The organism is Streptomyces griseus (assembly GCF_900460065.1).
Lineage (GTDB): Bacteria > Actinomycetota > Actinomycetes > Streptomycetales > Streptomycetaceae > Streptomyces > Streptomyces griseus.
Genome location: NZ_UAVD01000038.1, coordinates 106500 through 118959, shown reverse-complemented (window position 1 = coordinate 118959; position 12460 = coordinate 106500). Strand labels below are relative to the sequence as shown.

Here is a 12460-nt window from a genome sequence, read left to right as displayed (position 1 = left end):
ATCACCCGCTCCTCCGGTCCTCCGGCCGGGGAGATCCCGGGCACACCCCCGTGCCACCGACCCACGATGAGGGGGCGCATCATGGACGCTTTCACCGCAGGTCTGCTGCAACGCATCAGGACGACCGAGACCGTCCTCACCCGGGCACGCGAGGACGGCGACGACTTCCTCGCGGACGTCGAGCAGGGCGAGCTGGACGACCTGCGCCGTCTCGCCGCCGAGCACGGCGTGGAGATCGGCGCCACCAGCGTCTGAGCCGTACGCCACGGGGCCCCGGAACACCGTCACGGTGTTCCGGGGCCCCTGGCGTGTGCGGCGGCCTCAGGCCCCTCGTCAGGGCCTTCCCGGCGGGCCCCGTCAGTCGTGCCAGGCGCCCAGCTCGTCGAGCGCGGCCTGCAACGGCTCGAAGACGCCCGGGGTGGCGGCCACCGTCAGGTCGCCGTCGGCGGGCAGTCCCGGGCGTCCGCCGGTCAGCGCGCCCGCCTCCCGGGCGATGAGGTCGCCCGCCGCCAGGTCCCAGGGGTGCAGCCCGCGCTCGTAGTAGCCGTCCAGCCGCCCCGCCGCCACATCGCAGAGGTCGACGGCCGCCGAACCGCCGCGCCGGATGTCCCGGAGCCTCGGGATGAGCTGCTGGGCCACGTCCGCCTGGTGGGCGCGGACGTGGCCGACGTAGTTGAAACCGGTCGAGACGAGGGCCTGGTCCAGCGGCGGGGCGGGTCGGCGGCAGCGCAGGGCCTCGCCGTTCGCGAACGCACCGCCGCCGAGCACCGCCTGATACGTCTCCCGGCGCATCGGGGCCTCCACGACGCCCACGACCCGCTCCCCGTCGCGCTCCGCGGCGATGGACACCGCCCAGGTGGGCAGACCGTAGAGGTAGTTCACCGTGCCGTCGAGCGGGTCGATGACCCAGCGGATGCCGGTGGAGCCCGGGGAGCCGGCTCCCTCCTCACCGAGGAAACCGTCGTCGGGGCGGAAGTCGGAGAGGTAGCCGATGATCAGCTTCTCGGCGGCGATGTCCATCTCGGTGACCACGTCGATGGGGCTGGACTTCGTCGCGGCCACCCCCAGGTCGGCCGGGCGGCCGTCGCGCAGCAGGGCTCCCGCACGGCGGGCCGCCTCCAGGGCGAGGTCGAGCAGTTCGGACAGGGCGGGGTCGGTCACGGTGCTCCCAAGGGTGTCGGTGCGTCGGGTTACACGTACGGGCTGTCCGCGCCCGCGGCGGCCGGCTTCGGGGCCCTGGCCGGACAGCAGCCGACCGGGCAGAGGTCGTGGGAGGGCCCCAGGGAGCCCAGAGCGCAGCGCTCCACCGCCCGGCCGCGCTCGGTCGCGGCGCGCTCCAGGAGCAGGTCGCGCACGGCGGCGGCGAACCGCGGGTCGTCGCCCACCGTGGCGGACCGGCGGACCGGCAGACCGATCTCGGCCGCCTTCGCGGTGGCCTCGGTGTCGAGGTCGTACAGCACCTCCATGTGGTCGGAGACGAAGCCGATCGGCGCCATCACGACCGCGGGGACGCCCTCGGCGCCCAGGGTCTCCAGGTGGTCGCAGATGTCGGGCTCCAGCCACGGGATGTGCGGGGCGCCGCTGCGGGACTGGTAGACGAGCCGCCAGGGGTACTCGATGCCGGTCTCCGCGCGCACCGCGTCCACGATCAGCCGGGCCACGTCGAGGTGCTCGGCGACGTACGCCCCGCCCTCGCCGTGCGCCTCCACCGGGCCGGAGGCGTCGGCGGCGGAGGTGGGGATGGAGTGGGTGGTGAACGCGAGGTGCGCGCCCGCGCGGACGTCCTCGGGGAGGTCGGCGAGGGAGGCGAGCACGCCGTCCACCATGGGCGCGACGAAGCCCGGGTGGTTGAAGTAGTGCCGCAGCTTGTCGACCCGGGGGACCTCCAGCCCCTCGGCCTCCAGGGCGGCCAGCGACTCGGCGAGGTTCTCGCGGTACTGGCGGCAGCCGGAGTAGGAGGCGTAGGCGCTGGTGGCGAGGACGGCGATCCGGCGGTGTCCGTCGGTGGTCATCTCGCGCAGGACGTCGGTCAGGTACGGGGCCCAGTTGCGGTTGCCCCAGTAGACCGGGAGGTCCAGGCCGTGGTCGGCGAAGTCCTTGCGCAGGGCGCCGAGCAGGGCCCGGTTCTGCTCGTTGATCGGGCTGACCCCGCCGAACAGGAAGTAGTGCTGGCCGACCTCCTTGAGGCGTTCCTCGGGGATGCCGCGGCCGCGGGTCACGTTCGCCAGGAACGGGACCACGTCGTCCGGGCCCTCGGGGCCGCCGAAGGAGAGCAGCAGCAGGGCGTCGTAGGGAGCGGGATCGCGCAGATCGGACATGACATCGATCCTGCCACCCGCCTCCGGCAGGGCGGCACCCGACATCCGACGCCCCGTCGGAAAGACCGGGAGGGCCGGGGCATCGGCGGCCGGGCGGCCGCGCCGCTCCCCCGGGCCGCCGCCCGTGATCCGGTGTCCGGGACGGCCGGCCCGGCCGTAAGCTGTATCGGCCAGCTACACGCATGACAGGCATGACCGGAGTACCCCTTGCCCAGCCCCTACCGCGCCATCTTCTCCGCCCCCGGTTCGAGGGAATTCTCCGCCGCAGGCTTCTTGGGCCGGATGCCGTTGTCCATGATGGGCATCGGCGTCGTCACGATGATCTCCCAGCTCACCGGCCGCTACGGGCTGGCCGGGGCGCTCTCCGCGACCCTGGCGATGTCGGCGGCGGTCTGCGGCCCCCAGGTCTCCCGGCTGGTCGACCGCTACGGGCAGCGCCGGGTGCTCCGCCCCGTCACGCTGGTCGCGGTGGCGGCGGTGGCGGGTCTGCTGATCTGCGCCCAGCAGGGGGCTCCCGAGTGGACGCTGTTCGTCTTCTCGGTGGGCGCGGGCTGTGTGCCGAGTGTGGGGTCGATGATCCGGTCCCGCTGGGCGGAGATCTACCGGGGCTCCAGCCGGGATCTGCACACCGCGTACGCGTGGGAGTCGATCGTCGACGAGGTGTGCTTCATCTTCGGCCCGATCATCTCCATCGGTCTGTCCACCGCCTGGTTCCCGGAGGCGGGGCCGCTGATCGCCGGCGGCTTCCTGCTGGTCGGCGTCTTCTGGCTGACCTCGCAGCGGGCCACCGAGCCGGTGCCGCACCCGAAGTCGCAGCAGACCGGGGGCTCGGCGCTGCGCTCGCGCGGGCTCCAGGTCCTGGTGGCCACCTTCGTGGCGACGGGCGCGATCTTCGGGGGCGTGGACGTGGTGACCGTGGCCTTCGCCGAGGAGCGCGGTCACAAGGCCGCGGCCTCCCTGGTGCTGGCCGTCTACGCGCTCGGCTCGTGCCTCGCGGGGGCCGTGTTCGGGCTGCTGCACCTCAAGGGGAACCCCTCGACCAGGTGGCTGGTGGGTGTCTGCGCGATGGCCGTGAGTATGATCCCCCTCCTACTGGCCGGGAACCTTCCGTTGCTGGCCGTGGCGCTCTTTGTCGCGGGCCTCGCCATCGCACCGACGATGGTCACCACCATGGCCCTCGTCGAAGCGCACGTACCGCGCACCAAGCTGACCGAGGGCATGACCTGGACCAGTACCGGGCTCGCGGTCGGAGTGGCGCTCGGCTCCTCGGCCGCCGGCTGGGTGGTCGACGCCGCCGGGGCGAAGGCGGGGTACGCGGTGCCCGTCGTGGCGGGAGCGCTCGCGGCGGCGGTGGCGGTCCTGGGATATCGCCGGCTGGCCGGGCCGGCTGCGACGGGAGGGCGCGGGGAAGATGACCGACACCTACGCACGGACGAGGACGAGCGCGTGGCGTAACTGGGCGGGCACCGTCACCGCCCGGCCCGCCCGCGCCGAGTCCCCCGCGTCCGTGGACGAGCTCGCGGACGTGCTGCGCCGGGCGGCCGCGGAGGGCCTGCGGGTCAAGCCGGTCGGCGCGGGCCACTCCTTCACCGCGGCGGCCGCCACGGACGGGGTGCTGATACGCCCGGACCTGCTGACCGGGATCCGGGACATCGACCGCGGGGCGATGACCGTGACGGTGGAGGCGGGCACTCCGCTCAAGCGGCTCAACACCGCGCTCGCCCGCGAGGGCCTCTCGCTCACCAACATGGGCGACATCATGGAGCAGACGATCGCCGGGGCGACCTCCACCGGCACGCACGGCACGGGCCGGGACTCGGCGTCCATAGCGGCGCAGATCCGCGCGCTGGAGCTGGTCACCGCAGACGGCACGGTCCTGGTCTGCTCGGCCGAGGAGAACCCGGAGATCTTCGCGGCGGCCCGGATCGGCCTCGGCGCCCTCGGGGTGATCACCGCCGTCACCCTGGCCGTGGAGCCGATCTTCCTGCTGACGGCCCGTGAGGAGCCGATGACCTTCGACCGGGTCACGGCGGACTTCGACTCCCTGGTCGCCGAGAACGAGCACTTCGAGTTCTACTGGTTCCCGCACACCGGGAACTGCAACACCAAGCGCAACAACCGCAGCGCCGGACCGGCCGCCCCGCCCGGCAGGGTGAGCGGCTGGATCGAGGACGAGCTGCTGTCCAACGGGGTCTTCCAGGTCGCCTGTTCGCTCGGCCGCGCGGTCCCGGCGACGATCCCCTCGATCGCCAGGCTCTCCAGCCGGGCGCTGTCGGCCCGGACCTACACCGACATCCCGTACAAGGTGTTCACCAGCCCGCGCCGGGTGCGGTTCGTGGAGATGGAGTACGCCGTTCCGCGCGAGCAGGCGGTGACGGTGCTTCGGGAGCTGAAGGCCATGGTCGAGCGGTCACCGCTGAAGATCAGCTTCCCGGTGGAGGTGCGCACCGCTCCGGCCGACGACATGGCCCTGTCGACCGCCTCGGGCCGGGACAGCGCCTACATCGCCGTGCACCTCTACAAGGGCACGCCCCACCGGTCGTACTTCACGGCGGTCGAGCGGATCATGACCGCGCACGCCGGCCGGCCGCACTGGGGCAAGATCCACACCCGTGACGCGGCCTACCTGGCGGAGGTCTACCCGCGCTTCGGCGAGTTCACCGCGCTGCGCGACCGGCTGGACCCGGACCGCCTCTTCGGCAACGACTACCTGCGGCGCGTGCTCGGCGACTGAGTCCGCCCGGTCCCCGGTCCCCGGTACGCCGTCGGCCCCGGCCTCTCCCGTGCGGAGGAGGCCGGGGCCGATGTGCTGTGCGCGGAGAGCCGGTGGGTCACTCGGCGCCGGTGCCGGGCGGGGCCTGCTCGCCCTGCCCCGGGGCGACACCCGTGCCGGTCGAGGGGGTGCCGGTTCCCGCGTCGCCGGAGGGCGACGGGGTGGGCTGCGCCGGGTCGGGCGCGGTCGGGCCGCCGGTCGCCGACGGCGTCGGCGTGGGGGTGGATCCGGTGCCCGGGTTCTCGCCGCCCGTGCCCGTACCGGGGTCGGCGCTCCCGCCGTCGCCGTCGCCCGGGACCGTGGCGGGGGCGGAGCCGGTGCCGCCGTCGGGGTCGGGGCGCCGTTCGCCGTCCTCCCCGTCCCGGCCGGTGTCCCCGGAGGGCGTGGGGTCGGCGGGGCCGGAGTCCCGGTCGCCGTCGTCGCCGCCGCGGACCACGGAGCTGAGGGTGGTGCCCTGGCCGCCGCTGAGGTCGTTGCCCGAGATCATCTCGAAGGCGGTGATCCCGGCCATGGAGACGGCGAAGACCGCGGCGGCCGCGAGCGCGGGGCGCTTCCAGCCGCGCATCCGGGTGCCGTGGGTGACGCCGTCGCTGAACGCGTCGTCGGGAACGACCCGGTCCGCCGCCCCGGCCGCCGGGAGGACGCGCGTACGGTCGTCGGCCCCCGAGGGCGTCTCCGTGCGGTCGCCGATCTGCCGCAGCGGCCGCGTGCGGTCGTCGGTCCCCGGACCTCCGGGGGGTCCGGGCGGCGGGACGCGGAGCATCCGGGTCCGCGCGTCGCCGAGGTCCAGCATCTGCGTCCGGTCGGTGTCGACCGGCTTCAGCAGCTGCGTGCTCTCCGCGTCCGGGATCACCTCCGGGACCGTGCCCGGGTCGACCGTGGGCAGCACCGTGGTGGCGTCCTCGGCCGGCTCCGGCTCGGACCGCCTGGCGGCGCCCCGGTGCCCGGCGGGTGTCGTCTCCTTGGTGCGCACCGTCACCTGGCGGCCCTCCGGGTGGGTCACCTGGACCGTCACCTCGCGGATCTGCTCGCCGGTGCGGCGGAAGAAGTGCTGGAAGACCGAGCCGCCGCAGGTGGCGACGACGCTCATCACCCCCGCTCCCGCGATCGTGCCGTACACGCCCAACTGCGAGGCCAGCACGGCCGCCGCGACGGCCGCCACGGCACTCCCGGCGACCTGCGGGAGACTCAGATCTATGCGCCTTTCCTTGGGTTCTGTGTCACTTTCCGGCTTCTGAACCATTACCAGCCCCTGCTTGACATCTCTCCCACCATGCAACAGGAAGGGACAAATGAGCGAAGTGGATAGTTCCATTTCCGGAGATTGTGTGAAGCACAACACGCATCAGGGGCATTTCGCGGAGAACTGGGTACCTCAACTCCCGCACCGCGCGAGAACTTCGGCGGCGCGCCGGTCCACCCCGGTGGCCCGAATGGAGTACTGTGACGAGCCCTGGGGCGGACTCCGACGTGGGAATCCGCGGCCACCGGAGGGTCCGGCGGCGGCACTCGAACCGGCGGAGTCAAGGCATCACACGGATGCCCACTGCACAGAGCGGCCAAATCGGTCACTTTGGGTCGCAATGGGTAACCGTGTCATGGTGGTGCACCAGGACCAGCGCCCGACACGCCGGGCAACTTGGCAAGGTTGTGGCAGGCTGCACCCGGGCAGGTCACACTCGACTAGCGGAAGCAGCGACGCACGTGACGTCGGCAGGCACCACCCGGGAGGTCCCCATGCCCGAACTGCGTGTCGTGGCCGTCTCCAACGACGGCACACGACTGGTGCTCAAGGCTGCGGACAGCACGGAGTACACGCTTCCGATCGATGAGCGGCTGCGCGCCGCCGTGCGCAACGACCGCGCCCGGCTCGGCCAGATCGAGATCGAGGTGGAGAGCCACCTCCGGCCCCGCGACATCCAGGCCCGCATACGGGCCGGTGCCTCCGCTGAGGAGGTCGCCCAGTTCGCGGGCATCCCCGTCGACCGTGTACGCCGCTTCGAGGGCCCCGTGCTCGCGGAGCGCGCCTTCATGGCCGAACGGGCCCGGAAGACTCCTGTGCGCCGTCCCGGCGAGAACACCGGCCCCCAACTCGGCGAGGCGGTGCAGGAGCGCCTCCTGATGCGCGGCGCCGACAAGGAGACCGTCCAGTGGGACTCCTGGCGCCGCGACGACGGCACCTGGGAGGTCCTGCTCGTCTACCGGGTCGCGGGTGAGCCGCACTCGGCGAGCTGGACGTACGACCCGCCCCGACGGCTCGTCCAGGCCGTGGACGACGAGGCGCGTTCCCTGATCGGCGAGACCGACGACGTCGCCGCGCCCGAGCCCAGCTTCCCCTTCGTGCCCCGGATCGCCCGGCTGCCCCGCGACCGGCCGCTGGACCGGAGCCTCGACCGGCAGATCGACCGCGACCGGCCGCTGGACCGGGCCCTGGACCGGCAGATCGAGCGGCCCGCCCCGGCCGCCGCCGAACCCGAGGAGTACGTCAGCAGTGCCTCGGCCGGTGAGCGCGACTCGCTGACCAGCCTGTTGGAGGCGGTGCCGAGCTTCCGCGGGGACATGGTCGTCCCCGAGCGGCCCTCCCAGCCCGAGCCGCCCGCGCTCGAACCGGCGGAGGAGGCGGAGGCGGACGAGCCCCCGGCCGCCGCCTCGGCCGGGGCGGGGTCCGCGTACGCGGATGTGCTGATGCCCCGGGCGGTGGCCGGTCACCGCGACCGGCTGACCGGAACGACGGACCGTCAGGCGGAGGCGGACGGCGTCCGGCCGGGCCGCCGGGCCGCCGTGCCGAGCTGGGACGAGATCGTCTTCGGCACCCGGCGCAAGAAGCAGGACTGACCGGGAATGACCACCGGTGGCAGCGGGGTCCGTACGCGAGCGCGTACGGACCCCGCTGTCTTACCGTCGGCCCCGCACCGGCCCCAGGGCGCGGTGGGGGCCGCGGGACTACCGGGGCTCGGGCCCCGTGGCCACCGGCCGGGAGGGGTCCGAGGACCACTCGGACCAGGAGCCGGGATACAGGACGCCCGTGAAGCCCGCGATCTCCAGGGCCAGCACCTCGTGCGCGCCGGAGACCCCGGATCCGCAGTAGACGCCCACGCCTCCGGGGCTCTCCGCCGCCCCCAGCCCGGCGAAGCGGGCGGCGAGCCGCTCGGCCGGCAGATAGCGCCCGTCCTCGTCGACGTTCTGCGTGGTCGGCGCCGAGACCGCCCCGGGGATGTGGCCGCCGACGCGGTCGATCGGCTCCACGTCGCCCCGGTAGCGCTCCGCCGCGCGCGCGTCCAGCAGCAGACCCGAGCGGGCGAAGGCCGCCGCGCTTTCCGCGTCCAGTGTGGGCAGGGCCCCCGGCTTCGGCCGGAAATCGCCCTCGGCGGGGTCCGGGATCTCGGTGGAGAGGCCGCCCGTCCAGGCGGCGAGACCGCCGTCCAGGACCCGTACGTCGCCGTGCCCCGTCCAGCGCAGCAGCCACCAGGCGCGCGCCGCGGCCCAGCCCTGGCCGCCGTCGTACACCACGACCGGGGTGTCCTGGCCGACCCCGGCCCGGCGCATCACGGCCCCGAAGTCCTCCGGGTCCGGGAGGGGGTGGCGACCGCCGTCACCCGCCGGTCCCGCCAGTTCCGTGTCGAGGTCGACGTAGACCGCGCCGGGCAGGTGACCGGCCTCGTAGTCGGAACGGCCGTTCGGGCCGCCGAGCTGCCAGCGGACGTCCAGGAGCACCGGCGGTCGCGACCCGGCCGACTCGCTCGCGTATGCGGATGCGGTGATGATGGGCTTCATGGGTGCCATCTTCGCGCAGCGGCGCCGGCGCCCGTAACAGCATCGGAAGGGACGGCCGGCGGGAATCCGGCCGTCCTTCGTCGAGAACGAGGACGACGCGGCGCGGCCGGTGCGCCTCCCGCGCCGGGGGGTGCAAGCATCTGCACGGGGCACACGGACAGCGTCCCGATCCGGGACGGCGTCCCCGCCCCGTCCCCCGCACGGCCACCCATACGGTCCGAGGAGAGAAGACGATGACCGAGGCCCACGCCCGGCGCACGCCCGGAACACCTTGCTGGGTAAGTCTGATCGTGCACGGCCTGACCACGACCCAGGAGTTCTACGGAGCCCTGTTCGACTGGGAGTTCCGGCCGGGCCCCGACCAACTGGGCCCCTACGTCCGCGGGCTGCTGCACGGGGAGGAGGTCGCGGGGATCGGCCAGCTGCCGCCCGACCGCCATCTCCCGATCGCCTGGACCACCTACCTCGCCACGGACGACGCCGACGCCACCGCGGAGGCCGTCCGTTCCTGCGGCGGCACGGTGGCGGTCGGGCCGCTGGACGCCGGCGAGGCGGGGCGGCTCGCCATCGCCTCGGACCCGGGCGGTGCGGTGTTCGGGATCTGGCAGGGCTCGGAGCACATCGGCACGATGAAGGCGGGGGTGCCCGGCACCCCGGTCTGGAACGAGCTGGTGACCCGGGAGACGTCGATGGTCGCGAAGTTCTACCAGACCGTCTTCGGCTATGAGACGGAGGCGGTCGTCTCGGCCGACTTCGACTACCAGACACTCCACCTGGACGGCGTCGCGGTGGCGGCGCTGCACGGGGTCGGCCACGCGCTGCCGCGCGACCGGGGGCCGCACTGGATGACGTACTTCGAGGTCGCCGACACCGACCGGGCGGCGGCCCGGGTGGTGGAGCTGGGCGGGCGCGTCCTGCAACCGCCGCGCGAGGGGTCGAGCGGCCGGCTGGCCACGGTCGCGGACCCGGAGGGCGCCGTGTTCACGGTCATCCGGTCCGCCCCCGGGGGCGGACCGGCGGAGGGGTCGGCCTGAGGGCTGCCGCCCCGTATCGCCGCCGGGCGCTCAGGCGTCGGAGGCGACCGGCAGGACGTCCGGGGAGAGGCTGCTCGCGCGGGCCGCGGTCGCGGTCGTGCGACGGCGGTGGTGCCGGCGGCACAGCACCTCGTAACCGACCTCGCCCGCCTGCCGGTTGACATCGCCGACGACGACCTGGGCGCCCTCGACGACCATCTCCCCGTCCACGGTGCGCGCGTTGTGCGTGGCGCGGGCTCCGCACCAGCAGAGCGCCTCGACCTGGAGGGCCTCTATCCGGTCGGCCAGCTCGATCAGCCGCTGGGAGCCCGGGAACAGCTTGGTGCGGAAGTCCGTGGTGATGCCGAAAGCGAAGACGTCGAGCCCCAGGTCGTCGACGACGCGGGCCAGTTGGTCGATCTGGTCCGGGGCGAGGAACTGCGCCTCGTCCACGATCACGTAGTCGACCCGGCCGCCACGGCTGACCCGGCCGACGATGTGCGCGTACAGGTCCATGCCCTCCTCGGCCTCGACGGCGTCCGTCACCAGGCCGAGCCGGGAGGAGAGCTTGCCCTCCCCCGCGCGGTCGTCCCGGGTGAAGATCACGCCCTGGAGCCCGCGTGCCGAGCGGTTGTGACCGATCTGCAGGGCCAGCGTGCTCTTTCCGCAGTCCATGGTTCCGGAGAAGAACACCAGCTCGGGCATGAGGGGTCGAGCACCTTTCGGAGGGGGGTGGGCACGGCGGGAAGGGTTACGAGCGTACTTCGAGGAGGGGGACGAGCTGTTCCACGGGGGTCAGGGAGCCGTGCACGCCCGCCATCGCCGACTCGTGCGGCTCGTTGACGGAGGCCGTGATGATCACGTCGTCGTGGGCGGCGGCGACGACGTCGCCGATCCGGCCGTACACCCGTTCGTCGACCGTCGGCCCGAACCAGCCGGCCGCGATGGCCTCGTCGCGGCTCGCCACCCAGAACTGCTCGCCGAGCACTTCGCGCCAGACGGCCAGGACGTCGGCCCGGGCGCCCGGCACCGCGTAGACGTGCCGGGCGCGCCCCTCGCCGCCGAGGAGGGCGACGCCGGCGCTCAGCTCCCAGTCCTCGTCGAAGTCGATCCGGGACTGCTCGTCGAAGGGGATGTCGATCATGCCGTGGTCGGCGGTGATGTAGAGCGCCGAGCGCGGCGGGAGCTGCTCGGCGAGGCGCCGGGCGAGCCCGTCGACGTACATCAGCTGGCCGCGCCAGGCGTCCGAGTCGGTGCCGAAGCGGTGGCCCTTGCCGTCGACCTCGCTGTAGTACGTGTAGACGAGCGAGCGGTCGCCGGCGGCCAGGCGCTGGGCGGCGACGTCCATCCGGTCCTCGCCGGAGAGCCGGCCGAGGAAGGAGCCGCCGCTGAGCGCGACCTTGGTGAGCGGGGTCTGCTCGAACGTCGGCGCGGAGACCTGCGCCGTGTGCACGCCCGCCGCGTCGGCGAGCTGGAAGACCGTGGGGTACGGCTGCCAGACCTTCGGGGCGGTCCACGGCTTCCAGCGGAGCTGGTTCATCAGCTCGCCGGTCTCCGGGTTGCGCGCGGTGTAGCCGGGCAGGCCGTGCTCGCCGGGCGGCAGCCCCGTGCCGACGGAGGCGAGCGAGGTGGCGGTGGTGGAGGGGAAGCCCGCGGTGAGCGGGCGGCCGGTACCGCCGCGCGAGGTGGGGAGGAGCGAGTGCAGGAAGGGCGCCTCGTCCGGGTGCGCCTTGATCTGCTCCCAGCCGAGGCCGTCGATCAGGAAGACGCAGTTGCGGTCGGCCGGGGTCAGCTCGGGGATCGCGGCCGTGAAGCCGGGGACCTCCTGTCCGGCGACGAGCGTCGGCAGCAGGTCGGCGAGCGAACCGCTGCCGTACTCGGGGACGGGCGCGGTGTCGAGGGACAGCGGGACGGGGTCCTGCCAGACGGGCTGGGCCATCAGCGGCCACTCGCCGCGGTGGCGGCCGTGGCCTCGGAGAGCGACTGGGCGAAGGCGAGGGTCTGGCGCACGGCGTCGGGGCCGTCGCCGGCCTCGCTGACCCGCAGGCTCAGGTCGTCGGCGGTGGAGCTGCCGGTGTAGCCGTGGTCGGCCTCGCAGTTGGAGTCGCCGCAGGCGGCGGGCTCCAGATCGATCCGGGAGACGGCGCCCCAGCCGATGGTGAGGACGACCTCGCGAGGCAGGGTGCCCGGGACGTACTTCTCCGGGTTGGCCACGACGCGGCTGACCACGACGGAGGAGATCCGCCCGAGCTTCACCGACTCGGTGGAGGTGGTGGCGTACGGCGTCGGGGAGCTGGTGTCGGCGGCCTGCTCGTCGGTGTGGCTGACGATGAACCGGTGCTCGGTCAGCACGAGGACCGTGACATGACGGCGCACCTCGTTGGAGTCGAACGTGGTCTCCTGGTGCACCAGGTACGAAGCGACCGGTTCCCCGCCGACGGCGGCCTCCACCGCCTCGGCCACGAGGGCCGGGTAGTAGCCGCTGCGCTCGATCGCCGCGCGCAGCCCCTGGGTCGTCGTACCGGTCTTTGCCATGAGCACCATCCTACGGCGGACCGGTGGCTGCCGGGGACGCCCCGGCG

The 12460-nt window shown here is 73.7% G+C and carries 12 protein-coding genes; 5 read left to right on the top strand and 7 right to left on the bottom strand.

Annotation, left to right across the window (positions count from 1 at the left end):
* Positions 1–81 precede the first annotated feature (81 nt).
* The gene (locus DTB53_RS36970; RefSeq protein ID WP_003965736.1) at positions 82–255 is read left to right on the top strand and encodes a hypothetical protein; all 174 of its coding nucleotides are present in this window, start codon (positions 82–84) and stop codon (positions 253–255) included.
* Positions 256–357: 102 nt separating this feature from the next.
* On the opposite strand, the gene DTB53_RS27610 is transcribed toward DTB53_RS36970, so the two are convergent.
* On the bottom strand, positions 358–1161 hold the full coding sequence (locus DTB53_RS27610; RefSeq protein WP_012378707.1) for an inositol monophosphatase family protein: 804 nt from the start codon (positions 1159–1161) through the stop codon (positions 358–360).
* A 29-nt stretch (positions 1162–1190) separates the two neighbouring features.
* Positions 1191–2318, bottom strand: coding sequence for a ferrochelatase (locus tag DTB53_RS27605; protein ID WP_003965738.1), 1128 nt, complete (start codon positions 2316–2318; stop codon positions 1191–1193).
* Positions 2319–2525: 207 nt separating this feature from the next.
* Here DTB53_RS27605 and DTB53_RS27600 point away from each other — a divergent pair, with 207 nt between their 5' ends.
* Positions 2526–3773 (top strand): MFS transporter, encoded by a 1248-nt coding sequence (locus DTB53_RS27600; protein WP_003965739.1) that lies wholly within the window; start codon positions 2526–2528, stop codon positions 3771–3773.
* The gene (locus DTB53_RS27595; RefSeq protein ID WP_003965740.1) at positions 3730–5052 is read left to right on the top strand and encodes a D-arabinono-1,4-lactone oxidase; all 1323 of its coding nucleotides are present in this window, start codon (positions 3730–3732) and stop codon (positions 5050–5052) included. Before DTB53_RS27600 ends, DTB53_RS27595 begins: the two co-directional genes overlap by 44 nt.
* 97 nt (positions 5053–5149) lie before the next feature.
* Here the strand turns inward: DTB53_RS27595 and DTB53_RS27590 are convergent, their stop codons facing one another.
* Positions 5150–6334: a hypothetical protein gene (locus tag DTB53_RS27590; RefSeq protein ID WP_012378709.1), complete on the bottom strand. Its 1185-nt coding sequence runs from the start codon at positions 6332–6334 to the stop codon at positions 5150–5152.
* A 494-nt stretch (positions 6335–6828) separates the two neighbouring features.
* Between DTB53_RS27590 and sepH the strand changes: the two genes are divergently transcribed.
* Positions 6829–7926 carry a septation protein SepH gene (gene sepH / locus DTB53_RS27585; RefSeq protein WP_012378710.1) on the top strand — a complete coding sequence of 366 codons (1098 nt, stop codon included), beginning with the start codon at positions 6829–6831 and terminating at the stop codon, positions 7924–7926.
* A gap of 108 nt (positions 7927–8034) precedes the next feature.
* On the opposite strand, the gene DTB53_RS27580 is transcribed toward sepH, so the two are convergent.
* A complete protein-coding gene (locus DTB53_RS27580; RefSeq protein ID WP_003965743.1) occupies positions 8035–8865 on the bottom strand; it encodes a sulfurtransferase in 831 nt (276 codons plus the stop codon).
* 233 nt (positions 8866–9098) lie between these two features.
* Here DTB53_RS27580 and DTB53_RS27575 point away from each other — a divergent pair, with 233 nt between their 5' ends.
* Positions 9099–9899, top strand: coding sequence for a VOC family protein (locus DTB53_RS27575; protein WP_003965744.1), 801 nt, complete (start codon positions 9099–9101; stop codon positions 9897–9899).
* Between the two features lie 30 nt (positions 9900–9929).
* Here the strand turns inward: DTB53_RS27575 and DTB53_RS27570 are convergent, their stop codons facing one another.
* Genes DTB53_RS27570 through DTB53_RS27560 form a run of 3 tightly spaced genes read right to left on the bottom strand, consistent with a single transcriptional unit; the run spans position 9930 to position 12413 of the window.
* Positions 9930–10583, bottom strand: a complete 654-nt coding sequence (locus DTB53_RS27570) for a thymidine kinase (protein WP_003965745.1) — start codon at positions 10581–10583, stop codon at positions 9930–9932.
* Between the two features lie 46 nt (positions 10584–10629).
* Complete coding sequence (locus DTB53_RS27565) at positions 10630–11817, bottom strand: alkaline phosphatase family protein (protein ID WP_003965746.1); 1188 nt, start codon at positions 11815–11817, stop codon at positions 10630–10632.
* Complete coding sequence (locus DTB53_RS27560; RefSeq protein ID WP_003965747.1) at positions 11817–12413, bottom strand: DUF5998 family protein; 597 nt, start codon at positions 12411–12413, stop codon at positions 11817–11819. The genes DTB53_RS27565 and DTB53_RS27560 overlap by 1 nt, the downstream gene beginning before the upstream one ends.
* Positions 12414–12460: the final 47 nt, after the last annotated feature.